The sequence below is a fragment of the Variovorax sp. genome (assembly GCF_035634955.1).
Lineage (GTDB): Bacteria > Pseudomonadota > Gammaproteobacteria > Burkholderiales > Burkholderiaceae_C > Variovorax.
In genome coordinates, this window is record NZ_DASQBZ010000020.1 from 273127 (window position 1) to 299602 (window position 26476).

At 66.6% G+C, this 26476-nt stretch carries 25 protein-coding genes; 18 read left to right on the forward strand and 7 right to left on the reverse strand.

Annotated elements, in window-relative coordinates:
• Positions 1-19: 19 nt before the first annotated feature.
• The 6 genes from VES41_RS10635 to VES41_RS10660 are packed head-to-tail and all read left to right on the forward strand — an operon-like array spanning position 20 to position 6440.
• Complete coding sequence (locus tag VES41_RS10635; RefSeq protein WP_324816429.1) at positions 20-1075, forward strand: branched-chain amino acid ABC transporter permease; 1056 nt, start codon at positions 20-22, stop codon at positions 1073-1075.
• Positions 1072-2859, forward strand: a complete 1788-nt coding sequence (locus VES41_RS10640) for a branched-chain amino acid ABC transporter ATP-binding protein/permease (RefSeq protein ID WP_324816430.1) — start codon at positions 1072-1074, stop codon at positions 2857-2859. The genes VES41_RS10635 and VES41_RS10640 overlap by 4 nt, the downstream gene beginning before the upstream one ends.
• A complete protein-coding gene (locus VES41_RS10645; protein WP_324816432.1) occupies positions 2856-3584 on the forward strand; it encodes an ABC transporter ATP-binding protein in 729 nt (242 codons plus the stop codon). The genes VES41_RS10640 and VES41_RS10645 overlap by 4 nt, the downstream gene beginning before the upstream one ends.
• On the forward strand, positions 3581-5185 hold the full coding sequence (locus tag VES41_RS10650) for an ATP-dependent acyl-CoA ligase (protein ID WP_324816434.1): 1605 nt from the start codon (positions 3581-3583) through the stop codon (positions 5183-5185). Before VES41_RS10645 ends, VES41_RS10650 begins: the two co-directional genes overlap by 4 nt.
• Entirely contained in the window at positions 5182-5961 is a 780-nt protein-coding gene (locus VES41_RS10655; RefSeq protein WP_324816436.1) for an SDR family NAD(P)-dependent oxidoreductase, read from the forward strand. The genes VES41_RS10650 and VES41_RS10655 overlap by 4 nt, the downstream gene beginning before the upstream one ends.
• Before the next feature lie 35 nt (positions 5962-5996).
• Complete coding sequence (locus tag VES41_RS10660) at positions 5997-6440, forward strand: thioesterase family protein (protein WP_324816484.1); 444 nt, start codon at positions 5997-5999, stop codon at positions 6438-6440.
• Here the strand turns inward: VES41_RS10660 and VES41_RS10665 are convergent.
• Positions 6419-7156 (reverse strand): glutathione S-transferase, encoded by a 738-nt coding sequence (locus VES41_RS10665; RefSeq protein WP_324816438.1) that lies wholly within the window; start codon positions 7154-7156, stop codon positions 6419-6421. The genes VES41_RS10660 and VES41_RS10665 overlap by 22 nt on opposite strands.
• Before the next feature lie 109 nt (positions 7157-7265).
• Positions 7266-7502, reverse strand: coding sequence for a hypothetical protein (locus VES41_RS10670; RefSeq protein WP_324816439.1), 237 nt, complete (start codon positions 7500-7502; stop codon positions 7266-7268).
• Between the two features lie 219 nt (positions 7503-7721).
• Between VES41_RS10670 and VES41_RS10675 the strand changes: the two genes are divergently transcribed.
• On the forward strand, positions 7722-8354 hold the full coding sequence (locus tag VES41_RS10675; protein ID WP_324816440.1) for a LysE family translocator: 633 nt from the start codon (positions 7722-7724) through the stop codon (positions 8352-8354).
• Here VES41_RS10675 and VES41_RS10680 read toward each other — a convergent pair.
• From VES41_RS10680 to VES41_RS10700, 5 genes are all read right to left on the reverse strand, one after another.
• On the reverse strand, positions 8351-9433 hold the full coding sequence (locus VES41_RS10680) for an acyltransferase (protein WP_324816441.1): 1083 nt from the start codon (positions 9431-9433) through the stop codon (positions 8351-8353). The two genes, VES41_RS10675 and VES41_RS10680, sit on opposite strands and share 4 nt — an antisense overlap.
• 157 nt (positions 9434-9590) lie before the next feature.
• Positions 9591-10403: a polyphosphate kinase 2 family protein gene (locus VES41_RS10685; protein ID WP_324816443.1), complete on the reverse strand. Its 813-nt coding sequence runs from the start codon at positions 10401-10403 to the stop codon at positions 9591-9593.
• A 29-nt stretch (positions 10404-10432) separates the two neighbouring features.
• Positions 10433-10873 carry an RNA-binding S4 domain-containing protein gene (locus tag VES41_RS10690; RefSeq protein ID WP_324816445.1) on the reverse strand — a complete coding sequence of 147 codons (441 nt, stop codon included), beginning with the start codon at positions 10871-10873 and terminating at the stop codon, positions 10433-10435.
• Positions 10874-10877: 4 nt separating this feature from the next.
• Positions 10878-12278, reverse strand: coding sequence for a sensor histidine kinase (locus tag VES41_RS10695; RefSeq protein WP_324816446.1), 1401 nt, complete (start codon positions 12276-12278; stop codon positions 10878-10880).
• Entirely contained in the window at positions 12275-12973 is a 699-nt protein-coding gene (locus VES41_RS10700; RefSeq protein ID WP_324816448.1) for a response regulator transcription factor, read from the reverse strand. Before VES41_RS10700 ends, VES41_RS10695 begins: the two co-directional genes overlap by 4 nt.
• A gap of 160 nt (positions 12974-13133) precedes the next feature.
• Here VES41_RS10700 and VES41_RS10705 point away from each other — a divergent pair, with 160 nt between their 5' ends.
• The 11 genes from VES41_RS10705 to tssH all read left to right on the forward strand — a co-directional run bounded on the left by VES41_RS10705 (position 13134) and on the right by tssH (position 26322).
• Complete coding sequence (locus tag VES41_RS10705) at positions 13134-14096, forward strand: Bug family tripartite tricarboxylate transporter substrate binding protein (protein WP_324816449.1); 963 nt, start codon at positions 13134-13136, stop codon at positions 14094-14096.
• A gap of 7 nt (positions 14097-14103) precedes the next feature.
• Positions 14104-14652, forward strand: coding sequence for a tripartite tricarboxylate transporter TctB family protein (locus tag VES41_RS10710; RefSeq protein WP_324816451.1), 549 nt, complete (start codon positions 14104-14106; stop codon positions 14650-14652).
• A gap of 24 nt (positions 14653-14676) precedes the next feature.
• On the forward strand, positions 14677-16179 hold the full coding sequence (locus VES41_RS10715) for a tripartite tricarboxylate transporter permease (protein ID WP_324816453.1): 1503 nt from the start codon (positions 14677-14679) through the stop codon (positions 16177-16179).
• A 326-nt stretch (positions 16180-16505) separates the two neighbouring features.
• Positions 16506-17441 (forward strand): type VI secretion system ImpA family N-terminal domain-containing protein, encoded by a 936-nt coding sequence (locus VES41_RS10720; protein WP_324816454.1) that lies wholly within the window; start codon positions 16506-16508, stop codon positions 17439-17441.
• Between the two features lie 30 nt (positions 17442-17471).
• Entirely contained in the window at positions 17472-18044 is a 573-nt protein-coding gene (gene tssB / locus VES41_RS10725) for a type VI secretion system contractile sheath small subunit (protein WP_324816456.1), read from the forward strand.
• On the forward strand, positions 18041-19567 hold the full coding sequence (tssC, locus tag VES41_RS10730) for a type VI secretion system contractile sheath large subunit (protein ID WP_324816458.1): 1527 nt from the start codon (positions 18041-18043) through the stop codon (positions 19565-19567). Before tssB ends, tssC begins: the two co-directional genes overlap by 4 nt.
• Before the next feature lie 111 nt (positions 19568-19678).
• On the forward strand, positions 19679-20218 hold the full coding sequence (locus tag VES41_RS10735; RefSeq protein WP_324816460.1) for an Hcp family type VI secretion system effector: 540 nt from the start codon (positions 19679-19681) through the stop codon (positions 20216-20218).
• Between the two features lie 119 nt (positions 20219-20337).
• Positions 20338-20769, forward strand: coding sequence for a GPW/gp25 family protein (locus VES41_RS10740; protein WP_324816486.1), 432 nt, complete (start codon positions 20338-20340; stop codon positions 20767-20769).
• Between the two features lie 2 nt (positions 20770-20771).
• Positions 20772-22631, forward strand: a complete 1860-nt coding sequence (gene tssF, locus VES41_RS10745; RefSeq protein WP_324816462.1) for a type VI secretion system baseplate subunit TssF — start codon at positions 20772-20774, stop codon at positions 22629-22631.
• Positions 22628-23626: a type VI secretion system baseplate subunit TssG gene (locus tag VES41_RS10750; RefSeq protein ID WP_324816463.1), complete on the forward strand. Its 999-nt coding sequence runs from the start codon at positions 22628-22630 to the stop codon at positions 23624-23626. The genes tssF and VES41_RS10750 overlap by 4 nt, the downstream gene beginning before the upstream one ends.
• Entirely contained in the window at positions 23623-26322 is a 2700-nt protein-coding gene (gene tssH, locus VES41_RS10755; protein WP_324816464.1) for a type VI secretion system ATPase TssH, read from the forward strand. The genes VES41_RS10750 and tssH overlap by 4 nt, the downstream gene beginning before the upstream one ends.
• Positions 26323-26476 lie beyond the last annotated feature (154 nt).

Here is a 26476-nt window from a genome sequence, read left to right on the forward strand (position 1 = left end):
TGCGGGGAGGATCTTTCACATGACGTGGGACGTGGCGCTCATCCTGGGCATCGATGGCCTGGCGAATGGCGCCGTCTATCTGCTCGCCGGGCTCGGCCTGGTGCTCATCTTCTCGGTCACGAGAGTGGTGTTCGTGCCGTTCGGCGACGTGGCGGCCTTCGCCGCGCTGTCGCTGGCGGCTTTCGAGACGGGCCGCACGCCGGCGACCATCGGCATGGTGCTGACACTGGCGCTGCTGGCCACACTGACCGAGGTCGGCTCGCTGGTGCGGCGCGGAGAGGCGGCGCGCATTCCCAAGGCCATCGCCCTGTGGGGCCTGCTGCCGGCGGTGCCCTGCGCGCTGGCCTGGGCCACGGCGCAGTTCGCGGCGCCGCAGGCGGTGCAGATCGCCGCCAGCGTGCTGCTGGTGGTGCCGATCGCGCCGCTGCTGGCGCGGGTGGTGTTCCAGCCGATCGCGGACGCCTCGGTGCTGGTGCTGCTGATCGTGTCGCTGGCCTTGCACTTCCTGCTGTCCGGCCTGGGCCTGCTGTTCTTCGGGCCGGAAGGCTCGCGCACCAGCGCGCTGGCAGGCGGCTCGCTGCAGCTGGGCGACGCCTTCTCGGTGAGCGGCCAGGTGGTGCTGATGGTGGCTTCGGCGATCGTCCTGTCGGCGTTGTTCTTTCTGGTGTTCGAGCGCACGGTCGCCGGCAAGGCGCTGCGCGCCACCGCCGTCAACCGCGTGGGCGCGCGCCTGGTCGGCATCCGCCCGGCGCGCACCGCGATGCTGGCCTACGGCTGCGCCTCCCTGCTGGCCGGCCTGATCGGCGTACTCATCGCGCCGGTCACCACCATGTACTACGACTCGGGCTTCATCATCGGCCTGAAGGCCTTCGTGGCGGCCATCATCGGCGGGCTGGTCAGCTATCCGCTGACGGCCGTCGGCGCCATCGCCGTGGGGGTGGTGGAGAGCTTCGCCTCGTTCTGGAGCGGAGCCATGAAGGACGCCATCGTGTTCTCGCTCCTGATACCCGTGCTGCTGCTGCGCTCGTACATGACGACGCATGCGGATGAAGACGAAGAGGAGCTGGATCAATGAGCCATGTCTTGCGCTTTCGCCTGGTCGTGGCGCTGCTGGTGGCGGCGATCGCGCTGGCGCCGCTGGTGCTGGGCAATTTCGCCGTTTCGCTGATGAACGACATCGGCATCGGCGCGCTGGTGGCGCTGGGCCTGGTGCTGCTGACCGGCGTGGGCGGGGCCACGTCCTTCGGCCAGGCGGCATTCGTGGGCATTGCCGCCTACGCCAGCGCCTGGCTGACGACGGCGCAGGGGCTCTCGCCCTGGCTCGGCCTGCCGTTCGCGCTGCTGCTGACGGGGGTGTCGGCGCTGGCCATCGGCATGCTGACGCTGCGCCTGGGAGGCCACTTCCTGCCGCTGTCGACCATCGCCTGGGGCCTGTCGATCGCGATGCTGTTCGGCAACATGGATGCGCTGGGCCGCCACACCGGCCTGTCGAACATTCCGCCGATCCGGCTCGGTCCCTGGTCGCTGGTGGACGCGCAGGCGATCTACTACCTGATCTGGCTGATCGTCGGCCTGGCGTTCCTGTTCAGCTACAACCTGCTGGCCTCACGGCCGGGGCGCGCCATCCGCGGGTTGCGCGGCGGGGCGGTGCTGCTGGCCAGCGTGGGCGCGGACGCCTACCGCGTGCGGCTGTCGCTGTTCGTGCTGGCGGCGCTGTTCGCGGGGCTGGCGGGCTGGCTGTATGCGCACACCAACCGCTTCGTCAGCCCGGCGCCGTTCGACCTGCGCGCGAGCATCGAGTACCTGCTGATGGCCGTGGCCGGCGGCCTGGGCAACCTGGCCGGCGCGCTGGTCGGCGCGGCGCTGGTGCTGCTGATGAAGAACGGGCTGCAGGACGTGCTGCCGCTCATCACCGAACGTGCAGGCCAACTCGAGGCGATCGCGTTCGCGGCGCTGTTCATCGCGCTGCTGCACTTCGCGCGCGGCGGGCTGATGGGCTTCGTGCGCAAGCTCACGCGCGGGCGCTTCAAGGCACCGCAGTCGGACGAGCGGCTGCGCGGCGAAGTGGCGCCGCTGGCGCACCGGGAACTGCCGGCACGCGGCACGCCGATCCTGGCGGTCGAGGGTGCCGTCAAGCGATTCGGCGGGTTGGTGGCGGTCAACGAGGTGAGCTTCGGCGTCAACGCCGGCGAGATCATCGGCCTGATCGGCCCCAACGGCGCTGGCAAGTCGACCATGTTCAACCTGCTGACCTGCACCCTGCCGATGACCTCGGGCAAGGTCACCTTCCTGGGGCGGGACATCACGCGCATGTCGCAGCGCGACGTGGCGCGCCTGGGCCTGGCGCGCACCTTCCAGCACGTGAAGCTGCGGCCGCACATGAGCCTGCTGGACAACGTGGCCCTGGGCGCGCATGCGCGCACCCGCGCCGGCGTGCTGCGCGCGGGCCTGCGCCTGGACCGCGAGGAGGAGCAGCAGATACTGCAGGAAGCCCGGCGCCAGCTCGACCGGATCGGCCTGGGCGAGCGCGCCCACGAGCTGGCCGGAAGCCTGCCGCTGGGGACGCAGCGCATCCTGGAGATTGCCCGCGCGCTGGCGGCCGACCCGGTTCTGCTGGTGCTCGACGAGCCGGCCGCGGGGTTGCGCCGCAAGGAAAAGGAAGCGCTGGGCGACCTGCTGCGCAAGCTGCGGGGCGAGGGCGTGACCATCCTGATCGTGGAACACGACATGGACTTCGTGATGAAACTGGTGGATCGCCTGGTGGTGATGAACTTCGGCTCCAAGCTGGTCGAGGGCGTGCCCGCGGCGGTGCGCGCCGACGAGCGCGTCCAGGCGGCGTACCTGGGGAGCGTGGCATGAGCGAGGCGATGCTCGAGATCGGCGACCTGCATGTCTCCTACGGGCAGGTGGACGCCGTGCGCGGCGTGTCGCTGTCGCTGGCCAAGGGACAGATCATCTCGGTGATTGGGCCCAATGGCGCCGGCAAGACGACGCTGCTGGCGGCCGCGATGGGGCTGCTGCCGTCCAAGGGCGTGCTGCGTTTCGAAGGGCAGGACCTGCACGGGCTGGACGTGGAGTCGCGTGTCGAGCGCGGCTTGTGCCTGGTCCCGGAAAAGCGCGAGCTGTTCGGCGAATTGACGGTGCTGGACAACCTCATGCTCGGCGCCTACAGCCGGCGCTTGCGCGGCGACGCGCTGAAGAAGCAGCTGGACTTCGTCTACCAGCGCTTCGGGCGGCTGGCCGAGCGCCGGTCCCAGCGTGCCAACACGCTGTCCGGCGGCGAGCGGCAGATGCTGGCTGTGGGCCGCGCGCTCATGTCGCAGCCGCGCCTGCTGATGCTCGACGAGCCGAGCCTGGGCCTGGCGCCGCTGATCGTGCGCGACATCCTCACCATCGTGCGCAAGCTGCGCGATGACGGCGTGTCGATCCTGCTGGTCGAGCAGAACGCCCGGGCGGCGCTGGAAAGCTCGGACGAGGGCTACGTTCTGGAGACCGGCGAGATCGCGCTGCACGGCGATTCCGCCCAGCTCGCGCACGACCCGCGGGTGCAGGCCACCTACCTGGGTGGCGCCGCCGACGAATGAACGCCGAAGCCGGGCCCCTGCCGCCGGCGCAGCGCACGCTGCCGGCCATGCTGGCGTACCAGGCGCAGGCCTTCGGCGATCGTGCCGCGCTCAGCGTCAGCCCCGTGCGCTGGACCCACGAAGAAGTGCGCGGCGTGGTGGCGCGCCGCGCCGCCGCCCTGCAGCGCGCCGGCGTGCGCCGCGGGGACCGCGTCGCGCTCATGTGCGGCAACCGGATCGAGTGCCTCGAGACCTTTCTGGCCTGCGGCTGGATGGGGGCGGTGGCGGTGCCGGTCAATACCGCAGCGATGGGACCGCAGATCGAGTACTACTTGGCCAACAGCGGCGCCAGCCTCCTGGTGATCGAGGCGGCCTTTGCCGGGCGCCTGCAGACGGCGGACCTGTCGCGATGCGCGCTCAAGGCCATCTGGGTGGTCGGCGAGGCGGCGTCGCTGCCGGCCGCGGGCTTGCCGTGCGCGCCGTGGCCGGAGGCCGGCGACGACGCGGCGCCGCCCGCCGAGATGGCGCCGGGCGACACGCTCGCCATTCTGTATACGTCGGGCACGACCGGGCCGTCCAAGGGCGTACTGTGTCCGCATGCGCAGTACTACTGGTGGGGCGTGCACTCGATGCGCATCCTCGGCGTGCGCAGCGACGACGTGCTGGCCACCACACTGCCGCTGTTCCACATCAACGCCCTGAACACCTACGCGCAGGCCGCGCTCAGCGGGGCTGCGATGGTGGTGCTGCCGCGCTTCTCGGCATCGGGCTTCTGGCCGGCGATGCAGGCCGCGCGCGCCACGGTGGTCTACCTGCTCGGGGCGATGGTGCCGATTCTGCTGGCGCAGCCGCCCGGCGAGGGCGAGCGGGCGCACAGCGTGCGCCTCGGGCTGGGCCCGGGCGTGCCGGCGGCGGCCGGGGCCGAGTTCCGCGCACGCACCGGCGTGCAATTGCTGGAGGGCTACGGGTCGACCGAGGCCAATTTCGTCATCGCCTCGCGGCCCGATGCACCGCGCACCGGTGTGATGGGATGGCTGCAGCCGGGCTTCGAGGCGCGCGTGGCCGACGCCGAGGACAACCCGCTGCTTGACGGCCAGGCCGGCGAACTGCTGCTGCGCGCGCAAGAGCCCTTTGCCTTCGCCACCGGCTATTTCGGCATGCCGGACAAGACGGTGGAAGCCTGGCGCAACCTCTGGTTCCACACCGGCGACCACGTGGTGCGCGACGCGGACGGGGCCTACCGGTTCATCGACCGCATGAAGGACGCCATCCGACGGCGCGGCGAGAACATCTCGTCGTTCGAGGTCGAGCAGGTGCTGCTGTCGCACGCGGCGGTGGCCACGGTGGCGGTGTACCCGGTGCAGTCCGAGTTGGCAGAGGACGAAGTGATGGCCGCCGTGATCGTCCAGCCCGGCGCGGCGGCGCCGGCGCCGCACGACCTGGCGCGAGAGTTGGCGGCGTGGTGCGAAGCGCGCCTGCCGTACTTTGCCATCCCGCGCTACATCGACATCGTCGGCGACCTGCCGCGCACCGAGAATGGCAAGGTACAGAAGTTCAAGCTGCGCGAGCGCGGCATCACACCCGGCTGCTGGGACCGGCAGCCGCAAGGAAGACGCACATGAATGATCGAGCACGGCTGCAGGGCCGGCATGCGCTGGTGACCGGCGCGGCCCGGGGCATCGGCGCCGAGATCGCCCGCACCCTGGCGGCCGACGGCGCGCGCGTCACGTTGCTGGGCCGCGGGCGCGAGGCGCTGCAGGCGGTGGCCGACGGCCTGCCTGGCCAAGGCCATGCGGTCGTGACGGCGGACGTGGCCGACGCCGGATCGGTGGCGGCCGCCTTCGACGCCGCGCGCGCCGCCAACGGCCCCCTCGCCATCCTGGTGAACAACGCCGGCCAGGCCGAAAGCGCGCCGTTCCACAAGACCAGCCTGGACCTGTGGCAGCGCATGCTGGCGGTCAACCTGACCGGCACCTTCCTGTGCACCCAGGAGGCGCTGCCCGACATGCTCGGCGCCGGCTGGGGTCGCATCGTCAACGTAGCCAGCACGGCGGGGCAGAAGGGCTATGCCTACGTCAGCGCCTACGTGGCGGCCAAGCACGGCGTGGTGGGCCTGACGCGGTCGCTGGCGCTCGAGGTGGCCAGGAAGGGCGTCACCGTCAACGCGGTGTGCCCTGGCTATACCGACACCGACATCCTGCGCGCGAGCGTTGCCAACGTGGTCGCCAAGACCGGCCGCAGTGCCGAGGCGGCACTGGCCGAGTTCGTCGCCGGCAACCCGCAGCAGCGCGCCATCGCGCCGGCCGAGGTGGCCGACGCGGTGCACTGGCTGTGCGGCGAGGCCGCGTCGTCCATCAACGGGCAGTCGATCTCGGTCTCGGGCGGGGAGGTGATGTGAACGCGGTCGGCACCGGCGTGTTCCAGCGCGAGCGGATGATCCGCTTTTCCGACTGCGACCCGGCCGGCATCGTCTTCTATCCGCAGTACTTCGTCATGTTCAACGGCCTGGTCGAAGACTGGGTGGAAGAGGGCCTGGGCGTGGGCTTTCGCCGGATGGTGCTGGAGCGGCGCGTCGGTCTGCCCACCGTGCGGCTGGAGGCCGACTTTCGCGCCGTCAGCCGCATGGGCGACCGGGTGCTGCTGTCGCTGCAGGTGGCGCGGCTGGGCGGCAGGTCGATCCGGCTGGCCACCCAATGCACCAGCGCCGACGACGGCGAGCTGCGCATGCAGATGCGCCAGGTGCTGGTCACCACCTCGCTCGACACGCATCAGGCGATCGACGTGCCACCGGACATGCGCGAGGCGATCGAGACGCTGATGGGCGTGACGACGTCGACGCAGCCGCCTGCGCCAGTTCAGCCGTCCAGCTCGGCGTAGCGGCGGAAGATGCCGTCCTCGTTGAAGGCGATACGCCGCGGGCTGTCGAGATAGGCGCGCACGCGCTGTCGGCGTGCCACGTTGTCATGCAGCTTCTTGACCGCGGGCGTGTCGACCAGCGCGCGCGAGGCGGCCTTGGGAAAGGCATAGCGCAGGCCGTCGACGAGCTGGAAGAGCGACAGGTCGGCATAGCTCAGCGCGTCGCCGACCAGGTGCGCATCGCCTTGAGGATTGAGCCGCAGCACGCGCTCGAACCAGTTCAGGAACTTGGGAATGCGCTCGTCGCGGAAGGCTCGGGCGCGCTCGAGCGCGGCGCTCTTCTGGTCGTCGTAGTACTGCGAGACCGACAACGGGTGGTGCGTGTCATGCGCCTCGGCCACCGCGTCGGCCACCGTCAGCTGGAGCTGATGCGTCCACAGTGCGTCCGCCTCGCTCTTGCCGGCGAGGCCCAGGCGCGGCCCGAGGTAGAGCAGGATGGCGGCCGTCTGGCCGACGATCAGGTCGCCGTGCACCAGGAATGGCGGAGCGAAGGAAGCCCGGGGCTGGCGCGGGTCGTCGAGCCGGCGCGCGAGCGCGGCTTCGCCGCCGCTGGCCGCGGCGCCCTGGCGCGCCACGTCCACGTAGTCCGCGCCGGCCGCTTCCAGCGCCAGGCGCACGAATTCGCCGCGACCCTGGATGGAGGGCCAGTAATGCAGTTCGTATCGAGGGGAGGTCAAGATCGGCTCCGTCGGATCGGGTCAACGGGCCGTTATAGCGCCACGCCGTGGCCGGCGGGCGTCGGCGCAGACGCCGAGAAGCTACAGGGCGGGGAAGGCGGCCCTCAGCTCAGGCTGCCTGGAGCATGTCGGAATCGCGCAGGCGCTGCAGGCCATCCTCGCGGCCGCTGATGCGCTGGAGCATGCCGTAGCCGTCGGTCAGCGCCTGGACGTAGGACTCGCGCGGTTGGGCGGCGTTGCTCATCTTCTCGTAGCGGCCGCTGCCGAGCACGTCTTCGTGCAGCACCCAGAAGTAGCTGCCGGCGCGAGGTTGTTCGACGGTCAGGGCGATGCGGCGAGGGAACATGATGGCGTCTCCGGGCGGTCTTGGGCTTCGATGAGTACGAAGGTTATAGAAACACCTGGAAAAGCGGGCGTACAAAGTTCACATTTGAGTGCCTTTGTTTCGGTTTTTTAAACCGGGTCGGATTGAGGCGGATCTTTTGGCCATGAGAGCCATGCGGCGTGCATGCGAGCCAGGGTTCGGCTATGGTGCGGCCGACGGCCCCGACGCCCATCCATCGCCATGAACTTCACTACGCTCACCGTGTTCGCCCTTGTCGCCCTGGTGGCGATCGCAACACCTGGCCCGACGGTATTGCTGGCACTGGCCAATGGGTCGCGCTACGGCGTGCGCCGGTCGCTGCCCGGCATGTTCGGCGCGGTCCTGTCGGACCTCGTGCTGGTCGGCGCTGTCGCGCTGGGCCTGGGCGCCTTGCTCGCCGCATCGGAGTTCTGGTTCTCCGTCGTGAAATGGGTTGGCGCCGCTTATCTGGCATGGATCGGCATCAGGCTGCTGCGCTCGACCGGCACGCTGGACCTTTCGCAAGCGAGGACGCACAGCAGCGATGGCGCGGCAGGACGTGTCTTCGCCAAGTCGTTCCTGGTCGCGGTCACCAACCCGAAGGGATACCTTTTCTGTTCGGCATTGCTGCCGCAATTCATCGACGCAGCGGCGCCGCAGTGGCCTCAGTACGTCGTGATCAGCCTGGTGTTCGCCGGGCTGGACTTCGCCGTGATGCTCGGCTACGCGGTGGTCGGGGCGCGCGCGGTCAAGCTGCTTCATCGGCGAGCCGTGCTTTGGCTGGACCGCTCTTGCGGAGCTGCCTGGCTGGCCCTGGCGGGGTCGCTGGCGTTCTACCGGCGAAGCGCCAGCTAGGGAACTGCGGCTCGCCCCAGCACCGCGTCGAAGGCCCTCTGAACTTCGGAGACCGCGCGGTGGACCGTGAGGTTGGAGAGCCTCTTCCAGAAGGCAGCGAATCGGACCTCGACGACACGATGCATGCCGTAGGCAACGAGCAGTACGCTCGCCACGGTCAGAAAGTACACCCATGCCTTGTTCGCACTGGTGGCGAATCGGTTGAGGACGATATAGCCGAAATGCGCATGGATGAGGTAGACCGGATAGGTCAAGGCACCGAGGGTTCTCGACCCCGGCAGGTGCAGCTTCTGCACCCGTTCGCAGCCGAGGGCGAAGAAGAAGAGGAAGAACGCCGCGACGACGGCCGCCACCACGTAGGGCGAAAAGGCTGTGCCGGTTTCAACGACCTTGTCGGCTGCCACGCTGATGGAATAGTTCACCCCCAGGCAGAAGGCCAGTGCCAACGCCAGGCCGGCCTTCCAGTTGGGCCTTTCCTTGAGGATCGCGAACAGGCCGCCTGCCGCGAAATAGCTGAAATAGCCTCCGATCAACGGCGCGCGCGTCACGCCGGCCAGCCATGCCGCGGCCATCAGGAAGGGCCAGAGCGTGAATATGGATTCGAGCCTGCCCTGCCAGCCGATCAGCAGGAAGAACAGCACGCCGATGTAGAACTGCATTTCGAGGACCAGCGTCCAGTACACGCCGTCGACGTGGGGAACCCTGATGTAGGACTGGAACATGCTCAGGTTCGCCAGAACCTGCGCCGGCGTCACCGCCATCGAGGCGTTGCCCCAAAGCCATGCAAAGAAGGCTGTGAAGAGCACGGCGAACCAGTAGGACGGATACAGGCGGACGGCCCGCGACGAGGCGAATTGCGCGGCAGTGCGGTTGCGGGCCGAATGGAAGATCACGTAGCCGCTGATCAGGAAGAACAACTCCACGCCCAGGAAGCCGTACTTGCTGAACTGAATCAGCCCCGGAATATGGCTGATGGAGGCGACCTTGCCGTTCGCGATGCCGTTGAAGGAGTAGTGGAAGAGCACAACCATGGCGGCTGCGCAGAACCTGCCGTAGTCCAGTAGCTCCAGGCGCTTCATAACGAATCCTCTAAGAGGGCGCTGCGTTGTGAAGATGCAAGCAACGGCTGTGCCCGTCTTCGCGCCGCAAGCGCCGAAATCTCATCGGATGATCACCGCAATCGGCGGGAAGGGCCGCTCACAGGTTGTTACGGCAAGGCCGGCCGGATGGCGGGCCTTACTCGACCACTATTCCCTTGAGCGCCGGATCGGCCGGCGGAAAGCGCAGCTTCATGTCCTTGAGCGTCTTGATCAGCAGGCGCGCAATCATGAGGTTGCGGTGCGTCTTGCTGTCGGCCGGGATGACGTGCCAGGGCGCCCAGTCGGTGGACGTGCCGGCCAGCGCGCGCTCGTAGGCGCGCTGGTAGGCGTCCCATTTCTTTCGCACGTCCAGGTCGCCTCGGGAGAACTTCCAGTTCTTGTCGGGCTCGTCGATGCGCTCCTGCAGGCGCTCGCGCTGCTCGTCGCGGCTGATGTGCAGCATGCACTTGACGATGGTGGTGCCCGTCTCGGTGAGCAGGCGTTCGAAGTCGTTGATCTGCCGGTAGCGCAGGTCGGCCTGCTTCCTGTCGATCCACTTTTCGACCACCGGGACCAGCACGTCCTCGTAGTGGCTCCGGTTCCACACCATGAGTTGGCCGGCCGCCGGCACCATCGCGTGGCAGCGCCACAGGTAGTCGTGCGCGAGCTCGATCTCGCCAGGTGCCTTGAACGCAGTGACCCGTACGCCCAGCGGCGAGGTGCGCGAGAAGACCCAGCGGATGGTCCCGTCCTTGCCGCTGGTGTCCATGCCCTGCAGCACCAACAATACCTTGCGCCGCGATTCGGCGTGCAGCATGTTCTGCAGCTTGTCCAGTTCCTGCGCCAGATCGTCCAGTTGTTCGTGCTGCTTGTGCTCGTTGTGCTGGGCGAAGGGCGTCTCCCCCGGGTCGATCTTCGAGAGCTTGAACTTGCCGCTCGACGGGACGCGATAGGGCTTGAAGCTGGGCATGGGTGGGCTGGCCTTTCGGTTGGGTGGGTTCAGTTCGTGGTGCCGTCGGGCGGTTCGTCGTCGATGCTGGCGCTCCAGCGCGGGCCCCAGCCGGTGCCCCGGGCCTTGTCCAGGTCGCGGCGCTGGCGTTTGGTGGGCCGGCCCTGCTCGATGGCCAGCGCCGGTTCGCTGGCCAGCCGTCGCTGCTCGCGCGCCGCCGCCTGCGCGGCGAGGCTTTCGGGGGTTTCCTCGTAGAGCTGCTGCGCCACCGGCGCCGGCCCGCGCATGCCGCTGAGCCCACGCACGGCGACGGTGCGGGTGGCAACGCCCTGGCGGAAGGTGACTTCGTCGCCCACCTTGACCTCGCGCGAGGCCTTGGCCACTTCGCCGTTGATCTGGACTCGGTTCTTGCCGATCTCGTCGGCGGCCAGCGAGCGGGTCTTGTAGAAGCGCGCCGCCCACAGCCATTTGTCGATGCGCAATCTCTCCATGGCGCTATTGTCGATCGGTTCGCCGCAATGGCAGGCGCACGATGGCATCGAGGCCGCCGCCGGCCCGGTTTTCCAGGGACAGGCTGCCGCCGAGCGCCAGCACGATCTCGCGGCAGATGGCCAGCCCCAGCCCGGATCCCTTGGCCACGTCGCCGGCGGCAAATGGCACGAACAGGCGGCGCCGGAGCTCGTCCGCAATCCCGGGGCCGTCGTCGCCGATGGTCAATGTGGCCTCCTCCCCTCGGCATCTCAGTGCGATCTCGAGCCGGCCGCCCGGCGGGCTGTGCTTGATGGCGTTGTGGACCAGGTTGCGCGAAAGCTCGGCGAGCATCCACTGGTGCGCATGGATCGGCGCCGATTCCGTCTCGACCCCCACGTCGAGCCCGCGATCGGCCATCAGGGGCGAGAGATCGAGCACGATGCTGCGCAGCACCGGCGCGAAGTCCAGCGTCTGCGATTCGGGCTGCTGGCGCAGTTGCTCTACCTTGGCCAGCGAGAGCATCTGGTTGGCCAGTTGGGTGGCGCGCTCGGTGGTGATGCGGATCTCCTCCAGCGCCTGGCTGGCCGGCACGTCGCCGCGCTGTGCCGACTGGACCTGCGCCTTGAGCACCGCCAGCGGCGTGCGCAGCTGATGCGCGCTGTCGCGTACGAAGCGCTTCTGGTGGTCCAGCAGGTGCTGAAGACGCGCCATGACGGCGGTGGTGGCCTCGACCAGCGGGCGCAGCTCGCGTGGGGCGTCGGGGGCGTCGATGGGCGACAGGTCGTCGTCGGCGCGCGCCTGGATCGCCTGGCCCAGCGCACGCACCGGCCGCGTGGCCCGCTGCACCACCAGGACGGTCACGCCGGCGACCACCGCCAGCAGCAGGAGCTGCCGCCACAGCATGTCGACCAGCAGCTGGCGCGCCAGGGCCTCGCGCAGCTCGAGGGTCTCGGCCACCTGCACCACCGCCATGGCCAGGCCTTGAGCACTGGCCACGGGCTGCAGCAGGACGGCGATGCGCACCGGACGGCCGCGGAACTGCCCGTCGTAGAAGTCGACCAGCGCGGCATAGGGCGGCCGCTGCGGAATGCGGCCCTTCCACGGCGCCAGTTCGTCGTAGCCGGTCACGAGCTTGCCGTCGAGTGTGGAGACGCGGTAGACCATGCGGCTTTGCGTGTCGGCTTCGAAGGCCTCGAGCGCGGAGTAGGGGACGGTGGAGTGAAGGGTGGCCTCCTCGCCGTAGCCGGTGACGTCCAGCTGCTCGCCGATGGTCTTGGCCGAGGCGAGCAAGGTGCGGTCGTAGGCGGTGCGCGCGGCGACGCTGCTTTGCCGGTACAGGCTCACGCTGTTGATGACGATGAAGATCGCGATCGGTGCCAGGATGCCGATCAGGAGCGTTCGCCGCAGGGAGCGTGCGCGGGTCATTCGACGGCGCGATTCACGGGTTCCTCGCGCAGCAGGTAGCCCAGCCCGCGCAGCGTCATGAGGCTGGCGCCGGTGCCGGCCAGCTTCTTGCGCAGCCGGTAGACGACCACTTCCACCGCCTCGAACTGGACGTCGCTCTCGCCGGGGAAAACGAGTTCGAACAGCCGCTCCTTCGGCACCGCATGGCCGGGGCGGACCATCAGTGCGCGCAGCAGGGCGGTCTCGCGCGGTGTCAGGTCCATGACCTGGCCCCTGCAATAGATGGCGCCGTTGTCCGGGCCTGCATGCAGCCCCCCGACGTCGGCCGCTCCGAAGGCGCCTTCGGTCTCGCCCTGGCGATGGCGGCGGCGCAGCGCGCGTACGCGCGCTTCCAGTTCGTCCAGGTCGAACGGCTTGGGCAGGTAGTCGTCGGCCCCGGCGTTCAGACCGAGCACGCGATCGCCCACGGTTCCGCGTGCGGTGAGCACGAGCACGGGGGTCTTCAGGCCGGCCGCGCGCGCCTGGCTCAGGACCTGCAGCCCGTCCAGATGCGGCAGATTGAGATCGAGCGCGACGACGTCGGGGTCGATCGCCTGCCAGGCGGCCAGTGCCTCGGCCCCGTCGCCACAGACGCGAACGTCGATCTGGCGCCTGCCGAGGGTGCGCTGCAGGGTCGCCTGCATGGTGGGATCGTCCTCGACCAGAAGCAGTTTCATGGGTGCCAAGGATGGGGCTTGCGCAACGCGATTTCGGATGGGCCGATTCAGTGTTTTCCCCAGGCCGCCGGACAGCCAACTGACAGGCTGGGCGGTCATCATCGCCGGCGCAGGTGAAATTACGCTACCTTTGGCGGCACCAAACACAAGGAGACATCTGATGCGTCGCGATACCTTCCTCAAGAGCCTTGCGGCCCTGGCTGCCGCGGGAGCCCTGCCCCTGTCGGCCCGCGCCGCGGACGGCAACGTGAAGATGATGATCCCGGCCAACCCCGGCGGCGGCTGGGATTCGACCGGCCGGGCGCTGGGCAAGGCGCTGCTCGAGACGAAGAAGGTCAACACGGTGACCTACGACAACAAGGGCGGGGCTGCCGGCGCGCTCGGGTTGGCGCAGTTCGTCAGCGGCTCCAAGGGTGATCCCGATGCACTGCTGGTAATGGGCGCCGTGATGCTGGGCGGCATCATCACGGGCAAGCCGCCTGTCGACCTGCACCAGGCCACGCCGCTGGCCCGCATCACCAGCGAATACAACGTGTTCGTGCTGCCGGCAAATTCCCCGCTCAAGACCATGGCGGACGTGGTGGCGCAGCTCAAGAAGGACCCCGGCAGCGTCAAGTGGGGCGGCGGCTCGCGCGGCTCGACCGAGCACATCGCGGCCGCCATGATCGCGCGCGAGGTGGGTGTGGATCCCGCCAAGATCAACTACGTCGCGTTCCGCGGGGGCGGCGAGGCGACCGCGGCCATCCTGGGCGGCAACGTGACGGTGGGCGGCAGCGGATACAGCGAGTTTGCCGAGTACATCAAGGCGGGCAAGATGCGGGCGATCGCCGTGACCTCCGGCACGCGCCTGGAAGGCAGCAACGTGCCGACGCTCAAGGAGCAGGGCATCAACGTCGAGATCGGCAACTGGCGCGGCGTCTATGGCGCGCCCGGAATCACCGCCGAGCAGCGCAAGGCGCTGACCGACAAGGTGCTGGCGGCCCTCAAGACCCCGGCCTGGAGCGAGGCGCTGAAGAAGAACGACTGGACGCCGGCCGTGCTGTCCGGCGAGGCCTTCGCCAAGTTCGTCGACGACGAGTTCGCGAACCTGCGCGCGACCATGGTCAAGTCGGGCATGGTCTAGACGATCGATGGCCGACGAACAGATTCAGGCGCACGCCGGTGCGCCGTCGACGCCGCCTGTGCTGTGGCCGCAGGCGCTGGTGGGTGCCGGCGTCCTGCTGGTCGGGGCCGGGCTGGCGTTCGGCGCCATCGGCATCTCGTCGCAGGCTGGCTACGGCGGCGTCGGGCCGAACTTCATGCCCTGGCTGGTCTCGGTCGTGCTGATGCTGTGCGGCGCTTGGATGCTCTGGGAAGTGCGCACCGGCGGATTTCGCCAACTGGACGAGGCGCCTGGCGCGGCGCACGGCCACTGGGCCGCGTTCGTGTGGGTGTCGGCCGGCCTGCTCGTCAACGCGGCGCTGATCACCACGATCGGCTTCATCCTGGGTTGCACGCTGTGCTACGTGCTCGCGGTGCAGGGGCTGCGGCGGGCGGCGGGCCAGTCCGGCGTCAGCCAGCCGCGCACCTGGGGCATCGACATTCTCACCGGGGCGCTGATCTCGGCGCCGGTGTTCTGGATGTTCACCCAGTTCCTGGCCATCAACCTGCCCGGGCTGACCAATACCGGCTGGCTCTGAAGCCGCGCCCGGGGAGACAACGACATGGATATCTTCGCTGCGCTGCTCAGCGGCTTCGCCGCCGCCATCACGCCGGTGAACCTGCTGTGGTGCCTGGTGGGGTGCGCATTGGGCACCGCGGTGGGGGTGCTGCCGGGCATCGGTCCGGCAGTTGCGGTGGCGATGCTGCTGCCGATCACAGGCAAGGTCGACATCACCGCCTCGATGATCTTCTTCTCGGGCATCTACTACGGCGCCATGTACGGCGGATCGACCACCTCGATCCTGCTCAACACGCCGGGCGAGACGGCCTCGATGGTCACGGCCATGGAAGGCAACAAGATGGCCAAGAGCGGACGTGCCGGTGCTGCGCTGGCGACCGCGGCCGTGGGGTCGTTCGTCGCCGGCACCATCGCCACGGTCATCGTCACGCTGTTTGCCCCCTACGTGGCCGACTTCGCCGTGCGCCTGGGTCCGCCCGAGTATTTCCTGCTGATGCTGCTGGCCTTTACGACGGTCAGCGCAGTGCTGGGCAAGAGCACGCTGCGCGGCATGGCGTCGCTGTTCGCCGGTCTTGCGCTGGGCTGCGTGGGGCTCGACCAGATCTCGGGCCAGGGCCGCTATACCGGCGGCATTCCCGAACTGCTCGATGGCATCGAGATCGTGCTGGTGGCGGTTGGCCTGTTCGCCGTCGCCGAAGTGCTCTATGCGGCGCTCTACGAAGGCCGCGTGAGCGAGACGCGCAATGAGTTGAGCCGCGTGCACATGACGCGGCGCGACTGGCGCCGGTCGGTGCCGGCCTGGCTGAGGGGCACGGCGATCGGCGTGCCTTTCGGCTGCATTCCTGCCGGCGGCACCGAGATCCCCACCTTCCTGAGCTACGCGGCGGAGAAGCGTCTCACGAAGGACCCTGCCGACAAGGCCGAGTTCGGCACGGCGGGCGCGATCGAGGGCGTGGCCGGGCCCGAGGCGGCCAACAACGCAACGGTGACCGCGGCCCTGATCCCGCTGCTGACCCTGGGCATTCCCACGTCCAACACGACGGCCATCCTGCTCGGCGCCTTCCAGAACTACGGCATCCAGCCCGGTCCGCAACTGTTCACGACCTCGGCCGCGCTGGTGTGGGCGCTGATCGCTTCCCTGTACATCGGCAACGTCATGCTGCTGGTGCTGAACCTGCCGATGGTCGGCCTGTGGGTGAAGCTGCTCAAGATTCCCAAGCCGCAGTTGTTTGCCGGCATCCTCATCTTCGCCACCGTAGGCGCATACGGCATGCGCCAGAGCGCATTCGACCTGTACCTGCTCTATGCGATCGGCGTGCTGGGCGTGGTGATGCGGCGCTTCGATTTTCCGACGGCGCCAGTCGTCGTCGGCATGATCCTGGGCCCGCTGGCAGAAGCCCAGTTGCGAAATGCCATCGCCATCGGCGAGGGAAGCCCCATCGTCTTCCTTCAACGTCCGATGTCGCTGGCGCTGCTGGTGGTCGTCCTGGCCGTGCTGTTGCTGCCGCGTGCGTCGCGGATGCTGGCGCGGCGCAAGACGGCCTAGCCGCGCCGTACTGATTTCTCGCCGTGCGCGCCAGGGGCGTCGCGCCCGGCTTGGCACTTCATATTTGCTATTGGAGAGCAATTTCCCGGAAGGTTGCAAAAGGACGTTTTGCGCCATTCTTGAATAATTGCAAGGTCTCTCGTTTGTCGTCTTGAACTCATTTGATGGCAGAGAGGGCGCACCGGCTGCGGCAAACTGGTCCGCATGCAAGTGGTTGATCTATTGCCAATCCGTGCACGCCAATGTGCTTGCGGGTTCGTCGTGGATGTTGCCCGGTCAGCGCGAATTACGCTGACGCGAACGCGGCCAATGCGGAGAAGCGCTTAATGCTGTCTCCGCAACAATCTGCACACGCAATTCCCAGCAAACCCTGGATCGACCCAGCGGCTCTGGAAAAATTCGCAGAACTCGATCAGCTTATTTCTCGCCACGACGCTGAAGGCGATGGTCCGCTGAAAAAAGGCGAAGAGGCCTTCCGCTGGTCCACCGTCGAAGCCGGGTCGAAAGCCATCCTCGAAAAGATCGCCGACATGCGCGTCGGCATATGGCTTTTGCGCGCCCAGGTCATCCAGCACGGACTTGCCGGCTTGCGCAGCGGCCTGGGCGAACTCCAGGTGTTGAGCCGGATGGCGCCCGAGCGTGTCCTCCCGGAGGCGGATGAAGGCGAGACGCCGAGGCAGGCGCATGCACTTCCGCTCGGGTGGTTGGGCGGCGAGGACTTTCTCGGCCTGCTGCGCTCGACGCTCGTCCACCCCGCCGCGTCCGTTCGGTTGGGCGACCTGCTGCGCTCGGTTGCCGTAGGCGAAGCCCTGACGCTCACCCAGCGCAGCGACGCGACCGACATGCTGCGCGAATCGCGCGAAATCCTGGCGGAAATACGCGCATCCATCGTAGATGCCGGCGCGGTCTGGGACAGGGATCCGGTCGTTGCCACCGAATTGATGTCGGATCTGATTCGTGTCCTGGCACTTCGGGGGAAATCCGCGCCTGAAACCACCGAACTGGCGGCAACCACGAATTCTGCCGAAAAGGAGCGGGTCGGTCTTCCGGCTGGCCGGCCCCAGGATCGGAAAGAAATAAAGCAAATGCTCGATCATTTGCATGAGTACTACATCAATACCGAGCCCGCGCATCCGGCGCCCCTTTTTATCGCTCGCCTGCGGCGAATGGTGGACGCGTCATTTGAAGAAATCATGAAAGAACTTTATGCGGAGGCGCCAGCCTTGATTACTCGCATCAAGAGTCCAACCGACCATCTGTAACAACACAGCCGATTTCTGAAAGGAATAATTGTGGCCCGACAATACGATGCGCAAAAATTCATTGGGGAAAGTCGCGCCCCAAGGGTTCAGATCGAATACGACGTTGAGGTCTACGGATCGCAAAAGAAGGTCGAGCTGCCATTCGTGGTTGGCGTCATGGCTGACCTTTCGGGCGACAACGGCGATGCGCGCGCGCCCATCGACGACCGCAAGTTCTCGGGCTTCGATACCGACAACTTCGACGAGCGGATGGAGCAGATCCGTCCGACGTTGAGCCTCCAGGTGGAAAACACGCTGACTTCGGACGGCACCGTGCTCAGTGCGGACCTCGACTTCCGATCCATGGAGGACTTCGAGCCCGCCCGCCTCGTCAAGCGCATCCCCGAACTGGCAAGTCTGCTGGACGCGCGTGAGCGCCTCAAGGAGCTGATCATGTACATGGACGGCAAGTCTTCTGCAGAGGAAGTGGTGGCGGAGTTGCTGCGCGGCACCGAACCCGAGGTCGAGGTCGGCGGCGTTGCAACCGACGATGGGTCGGGGAACGATTCGGCCGACGGCCGCGACCACGACCACGACCACGACGATAAGGAGGACAAGCAATGAGCGCCGCATTGCAATCCAAGGTCGCGCAGCGCGACACGCAGGTCGTCGACAAGGCCGATGGCTGCGAGGAGGGGCTGCGAAGCCTGCTGCGCCAGTCTTTTCGCCCACGGACCGAAGAGGCTGCCGGGGCCGTCCAGCAGGCAGTCGAGACACTTCTCGGCTTTGCGCGCCGAAACAAGGTCGTCATCCATGCGGACATCATCCAGACGGTCGACCAATTGATCGCCGAACTGGATGCCAAGATATCCAAGCAACTATCGAAGGTCCTGCACGACAAGAAGTTCCAGAAGCTCGAGGGCGCCTGGCGCGGCTTGCATCACCTGGTCTTCAACACGGACAGCAGTGCCAATCTGAAGATCAAGGTACTGAACGCGAGCAAGTCCGAGCTCTACCGAAACCTGCGCCGCTACAGTGGGCTGGTGTGGGACCAGAGCCCGCTGTTCAAGCGAGTCTACGAGCAGGAATTCGGCCAGTTCGGCGGCGAGCCATTCGGCTGCCTCGTAGGCGACTACGAGTTCGGGCACGGACATCAGGATGTTTCGCTGCTCACCGACATCTCGCGAATCGCCGCGGCCGCCCATGCGCCGTTCATCGCGGCGGCGGCGCCGACGCTCATGCAGATGGACAGTTGGACGGAGTTGTCGAATCCGCGCGAGATCTCGAAAATCTTCACTGCTGTCGAGTATGCCGGTTGGCGGCGCCTTCGCGAGAGCAACGACTCGCGCTACATCTCCCTGACGATGCCGCGCTTCCTGGCGCGCCTGCCCTACGGCGCGAACATGACGCCGGTCGACGAGTTCGCCTTCGAAGAGGAGATCAACTCCCAAAGCACCGACGACTTCTGCTGGGCCAATTCCGCGTACGCGATGGCGGCAAATGTGACCAGGGCATTCAAGAGCTATGGCTGGTGCACCAAGATTCGCGGCGTCGAGTCCGGTGGTGCGGTGGAACTCCTGCCCAAGTACTACTTCCCGTCGGATGAGGGCGAGGTGGGCTTGTTCTGTCCCACAGAGATCGCGATTTCCGACCGACGCGAACACGAACTGTCCGAAGCCGGAATGATGCCGCTGGTCTACCGCAAGAACTCGGACATGGCCGCCTTCATCGGGGCCAAGACCTTGCACAAGCCCGCCATCTACGAGGATGACGACGCAACCGCGAACGCCAATCTCTCTTCGCGTCTGCCCTATATCTTCGCGACTTGCAGATTTGCGCACTACCTCAAGTGCATCGTGCGCGACAAGATCGGATCGTTCAAATCCCGTGACGAGACGCAACGTTGGCTCAATGACTGGATCATGAACTACGTCGACGGCGACCCGAGCATCTCGAGCGAAGCCACCAAGTCGCGTCGCCCGCTTTCTGCGGCCGAGGTCACCGTCGATGAAATGCCGGACAACCCCGGCTACTACCGCGCGCAGTTCTTCCTGCGCCCCCACTATCAGCTCGAGGGACTTACCGTCTCTCTGCGTCTGGTGTCCAAGCTGCCCTCGGCAAAAACCGAGGCAGTGTCGACCAGGTAGGTGCCCGCGCGGAGGCGCGATCTTCGTCGCTGACGGTGGCGAAGACGTGTGCGCACCTGTCTGCAATTCCCGTGTGTCTCATTCCATTGAACTTTAACTTGAGGAACCACTATGGCTGTCACGGAAACCAACAAGACTCTTGCCGACTATTTCTTGAAGATCGATGGCGTGGAGGGCGAGTCGCCTGACCAGCAGTACCCCGGACTGATCCAGCTGAAGTCCTGGCAATGGGCCGAGGAAAACAGCGGCCGCTGGGGCTTCGGCAGCGGCGGCGGCGCTGGCAAGGTGGAGATGAAGGACTTCGAGTTCCGGATGATGTCGAACAAGGCATCGCCAAAGCTCTTTCTCATGTGCGCAACCGGCGAGCACATCTCCCAGGCCAAGCTGATCTGCCGAAAGTCCGGCAAGGGCCAGCAGGACTTCATGATCGTCACCTTCAGCAACTGCCTGGTGTCGTCGTTCCGCACCCTCGGAAACATTCCTGTCTCGATTGCGACCAACGGCGACGTGGACTCCTATGTCCTGCCGGTCGACGAGATCAAGATCAACTTCGCCCGCATCGAGGTCGAGTACCGCGAGCAAAGGAACGACGGCTCGATGGGCGCCGTCATCAAGGCTGGCTACGACCTGAAGCTCAACGCAGCGGTCTGATGTCGGGTTCGGCGGGGTGGCGAACTTCGCCACCTGCGCCTTGCGAGCGATTCATGCCCATCGCCCCCGAAACATGTTCCTGGGCTTGGGTGAATGCGGATCAAGGGAGTGGTGACGTGATGCAGCTCTTTGCGAAGTTGTCGGCCCCGGCTGACCAAGGAAGCCTGACCTCCGACATCGCGCGCGACATTCTCAGCCTCATCAACGCGTCCATCAGAGGAGGGCGGTGGGCAGGCAGCTCGGGCGATCCAGCCGTGCATTCTGTCGTCAACTTCGGCGCACCGCCGCTTGCCGCCTTTGGTGCCGGAAACATCGATCTTCGAGCCCTGGTCGATGCAGTTCATCAAGTCATCGAGAGGTTCGAGCCCCGTCTTCTGAAGTCGAGCGTGAGCGTCACTGCCAGCACGTCCAACCGAACCAGCGATGCATCGCGACCCGGCATGCAGTGGCCCCTCTTTCAGGTCGACGCCATGACCGTCGTGCCGGGCCTGGGATTCCAGATGCGATTTCGAATCGACGTCACGCATGGCCATGCCGTCGCCGAGACCTGAGCATGACCCCCTTGCTTGACCACTACAACGAAGAACTGCGCTACCTGCGCGAGGAAGGGGCGGTGTTCGCCCGTGAGAACCCGCAGGTTGCGGCACGCCTGGGCATTCACCCGGATGCAGTGACGGACCCCTTCGTCGAGCGATTGCTCGAAGGGCTCGCTTTCCTGAGTGCGCGCGTGCACGCGCGCATGGATCGTGAATGCGCCGAATTCGCCCACCAGGCGCTCGCGCACCTCGCCCCAGGGTTCTGCCGCAGCACACCTTCGATCACGACGTTCGCGTTCCATCCGGACTTCACCTCGCCCGAGTCACAGCGCGGCCGCTGCATTCCCAAGGGGTCGGTCGTCCAGGCTGTCATGCCTGGAGCGCCGGGACCCATCAAGTTCAGCACGACGCGGCCGGTCTGCATGCTGCCATTGCGAATCGCGGCAGCCGAGTGCGCGCGCTCCGCTCAGGGACTTCCCAACACGGCAGCGCTGCGTCTGCAGCAAACGCAGGCAGTGGTTCGCCTGCGCTTCGAGGTCGCGGGCAATGCAACCTTGTCCGACATCAAGAGATCCCTGGACCGCAAGGACGAGGAAGCGCCGCCGCTGACGCTGACCTTCGGCGGCGACGGGCCCCTGTGTCATGGCCTGCATGAGGCGCTGCTGGCGGATGCAGAGCACGTCCTGCTGCTGGCCAATGATGGCCGTGCGCACCAGGTCGTCGAGTTGGCGGCCGGCGCTTTGCGAATGGCTCTTGGCGACCGGATTCTTCCCGAAGGCGACGGGGGCCTGCACGGCGTCCATGTCATGCGAGAGTATTTGGCCCAGCCTAGCGCCTTCCTCAGTGTGGAACTGCACGGCCTGGAGCAACTGGCAAACCGCTGTCCGCTTGCGCGCACGTTCGAGTTGATCGTCGGCCTGAGGAAGACGCCGCAGCAACTGCTCGGTCGCGTCACTGCGGCAATGATCCATCTGTTCGCAACGCCGGTTGTCAATCTTTACTCGCGTCGGCTGGACCCATTGATCTACGACCCGGGTGCGAGCGCCCACTGGGTTGTCGTGGATCGAGTCAAGCCGGCTGCACATGATCTTTTCGCGCTGCAACAGGTCGATGCGATCTCGGTCAACGGAAAGCGATTGCGGCTCGCGCCCGCCATCGGCAGTGCTCGCGCGGACATGCCCCCGCCGCCGGGGCACTTCTGTCTCGTTCGCAAGGATTTCAACGTAACCGGAAAGACGGCCGAAGGCCCGGTAGGGCGACGGGACAGGCTCGTCGTGTCGGCGCCGACGCTGCGCATGGGGGACGAACGCATCAGCTCCATCCAGATGACCGGCCTGGTGGCCGATCGAGGCTGGAACCGGGACGAGCTTCTGAGCGCCAACCTATCGCTCGCCGAGCCCATGGGTACCTCGAGGATCGAATGCCTGTGGGTGCCTGGCCTGGCCCGCCCCATGCCGGACCTAGCGCATTGCTGGCAGGCTGTCGCCTATCTGGGCGAGTCGCCATTGGCTGCGGCGCTGCGCCGCAGCCACGAGCCATTGGATGAACTCAAGCGCTGGGTGAATCTCGCCAGCGACGACACGAGCCCGGTGGACGAGCGCCGCGTCGCGAGCCTGAAATCCTTCAATGTACGAAGCGTCCTGACGCCTTGCGCAAGCTCAGCGCCGGTGGGGTGGATCCAGGGCATGTCCGCGCGTATCGACATCGACAGCGCGCATCACTCGGATCGTGGCGGATGGCTTTTCGGGCGCGTGCTGGCCCAGGCGATTTCGCATTGCGTCAGCGTCAACGAGGGCATCGAGGTCGAGTTGTGCATCGACGGAACCATTGTCAGCCGCCATAGCAACCTGCAGCTCGAGGATGGGAGCTTCGTATGAGGCAGCATCGCTCTGACATCACGTCACAAGGCTGGGGAAGCTTCTTCCAGTTGATGCGGGATGTCTCTCTGATGCCCGGGGCGGGGGAGGAATCGCAGGCGCTGCTTGGGGCGGCGATGCGACCGTGGGGTCGGCGCCCGCCCGCGTGGCTGCGGCTGCACCAACCGGCGAGGCTGGACTTTGCGCCGTCGGAGGTGGCGTCCGTCGAGTGGGCTGACACGAAGGCCGATGCCCGTCGCTCTGTCTTGCGCGTCGGCGTACGACACTTCGGATTGTTCGCGCCTTACGGGCCCTTGCCGATTCATGTCACGGAGCATGCTCAGGCCGGCGCTCGCAATGCCTTCGAGCAGTTTCTGGGGTTCCTCTGCGCAGAGCTTGCATGGTTGGATTTCAGGGCGTGGGCACACCTGCAACCGGCCGTCGGCTTCGATGATTCAAGGAACGGAAATGCTTTCGTCAGAAGGCTGAGTCTGCTGGCGGGCGTCGAGGGGAATCGTCAGTCCACCGACGCGCACGTGGAGATATGCAGGACGCACTTCGTCGGCAGCTACGCATCCCGGCATAGACCGCCGCAGCAGCTTTCAGCGACCATGAGCCGCTACTTCGGCGTGAAGGTCGGTGTTCGGCCAAGGACCGGTGGCTGGCTTCCTGTTTCGCCCGTTGCCGGAGGCAAGCGAGTCGCCCGGCGATGGATTCTCGGCTCGCGCGTGTTCGCTCCACAGTCAACGCTCGATCTCGTCGTCGGTCCCATCGATGCATCCGAACTGCACCGGTTTCGTCGGGGGGGCGAGCTGGTGCGCTCGATGGTCGCGATAAGCGAGGACTACACCGGACGAAAGGTCAGCACCCGCGTCATCGTGGATGTCAGGACTCGGCCCGGCATCAACGGGCGATTGGGGCTCATGAAGGCTGGCATCGACAGTTGGGCTAGTCCGGTCGAGCAAACGGTGCGTCTGACGATTCACGAACCACATCATGGAAAGGCTACATCATGAACAGGGAAAGACGTTTCGGACGCTTGGGGCGCACTTGCTACGACGCGCTGGTCGACGCCACGGCCCTGTGTCAGGCGCGGCAGAGCCAGTTCGTCGAACTCGAGCACTGGATGTATTGCATATGGCAGCGCGAACGCAGCGACCTGCGCCGGTTGGTCGATCTGCTCGACATCGATGCTCTGGCGTTCGAGCGGCGGCTCAAGCAGTCGATGGAGCGGCTCCCGCGCGGGCGCGGTGGAATTCACGATCTCTCCGGAACCGTCGAGGCTGCGATGGCCAGTGCGCTGGGCTGGAGTCAGCTCTCAGCGCGAAGCAGCCACGTGCGGTCGGGCCATCTGCTGCTCGCGGGCATGGAAGACGAAGCCATCCGGCGATGGCTGGAACGGATGGCGCCGGAACTGGCAGGCAAGACGCTGGCTGAACTGGCTCAGGCGTTCGAGGAGCACGCCCGCGGATGGACCGAGAGCCATGACGTTTCCGTCGATGGACAGACCGCACCGTCGGTTGATGGCAGCCCTCCGGCCAATGAAGATGCGTCGTCGGGTGGCGGGCTGCAGCAATGGGCGGTATCGCTGTCGGCGCAAGCGCAGCGGGGCGAGCTCGACCCCGTGGTCGGCCGCGATGCCGAGCTTCGGCAGGTCCTCGACATACTGCTGCGCCGCCGGCAGAACAATCCCCTTCTGGTTGGCGAGGCAGGGGTCGGCAAGACTGCCGTGGCCGAGGCGCTGGCGCAACGCATTCATGACGAGGCCGTGCCACCGGCACTCCTTGGGGCGCAAGTCTGGGCGTTGGACTTGAGCCGCATGCAGGCAGGAGCGAGCGCACGGGGTGAGTTCGAGCAGCGCATGCGCAGCGTCCTCGACGCCATTGCGGCGTCGGCGCAGCCCGTCATTCTGTTCTGCGACGAGGTGCATACCCTGGTGGGCGCGGGAGGAGCCGCGGGCACAGGAGATGCTGCGAACCTGATCAAGCCAATGCTGGCCCGGGGGCAACTTCGGATGGTGGCAGCGACCACCTGGAGCGAGTACAAGCAGTACATCGAGTCCGACGCAGCGCTGACGCGTCGCTTCCAGGCTGTGACGATCGACGAGCCCGATGACGACACTGCGTTGGCGATGCTGCGCGTGATCGCCGGACGCTTTGCGCAGCACCATGGGGTGCATGTCGCCGACAGCGCGCTTCAGGCGGCCGTGAAGCTGTCTCGTCGACACCTGCCGGGTCGCCAGTTGCCCGACAAGGCGATCAGCCTGCTCGACACCGCTTGTGCCAGGGTTGCCATGTCACAGAGCTCGAGGCCGGCGCTGCTGGACGAGGTCGATCAGGAGTTGCTGGTGGTCAACCAGGCACTTTCCTGGCGAGACAGCGATGCCAGGCTCGGCCTGACTGTCGAAGCCGACGAGTCATTGGGCGAGCGTTCGGGACAACTGGCCCAAGAGCTCGCCCGCATGACCGACCGGCTTGAAGGCCAGCGTGAGACGGTGCGCGAGTTGCTCGAGCAGATGGCTCAAAGCGGTCGCATCGACGCCAAGTCGAAAAGTGGTACGGCTGTGCTCGAGATGCTCAATGCCTCGGATGCGCAGCTATGGGTGCGGCCGTGGGTCGACTCCCAGGTCATTGCTTCAGTCCTTTCGGAATGGACTGGCGTCCCGAGCGAGCATTTGGCTACCTCTGATGCCGACCGCATCCTTGCGTTGGAAGCAACCCTGAATGCCCGAATTCATGGCCAGGCGGGCGCCCTCAGACAGATCGTCGACTCGCTGCAGGCAGCGCGCGCCGGTCTGAACGACTCGGCACGGCCGCTCGGCGTGTTCGCTCTGGCGGGGCCGACGGGAACCGGCAAGACCGAGGCCGCCGTCGCGCTTGCCGACCTTCTGTTCGGTGGCTCGGAGTACCTGATCCATTTCAACATGAACGAGTTTCAAGAGGCGCACAGCGTCTCGACGCTCAAGGGCGCTCCGCCCGGCTATGTCGGATATGGCAAAGGCGGGCGCCTGACCGAAGCGGTTCGCAGACGTCCTTATAGCGTGGTGCTGCTCGATGAATTCGATCAGGCGCACCGCGACGTCCACGAAGTCTTCTACCAGGTCTTCGACAAGGGCTGGATGGAAGACGGCGAAGGCAGGCGGGTCAGCTTCCGCAATTGTCTGATCCTGCTGACGACCAACCTCGGAACCTCGGAGATCGAGGAGGCGTTCCAGGAAGGGGGTGACGTTGACGCGAGGCGCCTGGGCGGAATCGCGCACCAGGCGATGGCGCGCCGCCTGGCGCCGGCACTCCTGGCTCGGATGCAGGTTGCAGCGTTTCGCCCACTCGACGCGAACGCGATGGCAGGCATCGCCGATCGCGCCATTGCGGAACTCAAGGGACGCCTGGCTGAAGGTGGCGTTGAGTTAGGCGTTACGTCGGACGTGCGGGAGTGGGTGGCCCGCATAGCACTGAAGCATCCCGCGCGGGGGCGCGCCGCACGGGATCTGCTTCAGCAAACGGCTGTTCCAGTGATTGCAAAGGGCTTGCTGGACGCGCGCAGCCGAGGCCAGGCGCTGCGGAAGATCCGCCTCTCGGCCAAGGACGGACTCGCCGTCGAGTTCGATTCCGAAGAATCGTCCGAATCGTTGCAGATCGAAGTTCCCATCGAAGGTGCGGCGGCAAGTGAAGCGGGATCGGACGAATCCGCGGCCGCCGTTGACGCGCGGTGAGCAAGGAGACGGCATGCGTCTGATCGAACTTGAAGCATCGCTGCTGGGGTCGCGCGAGCATGGCCTGAGCTTTACGGCGTGCGAGCGCCTGTCGCGCGAGCCTGCATACGAGCTGGAGCTGTGCTCGCCGCAGGCGGACCTGGACCTGGACGGT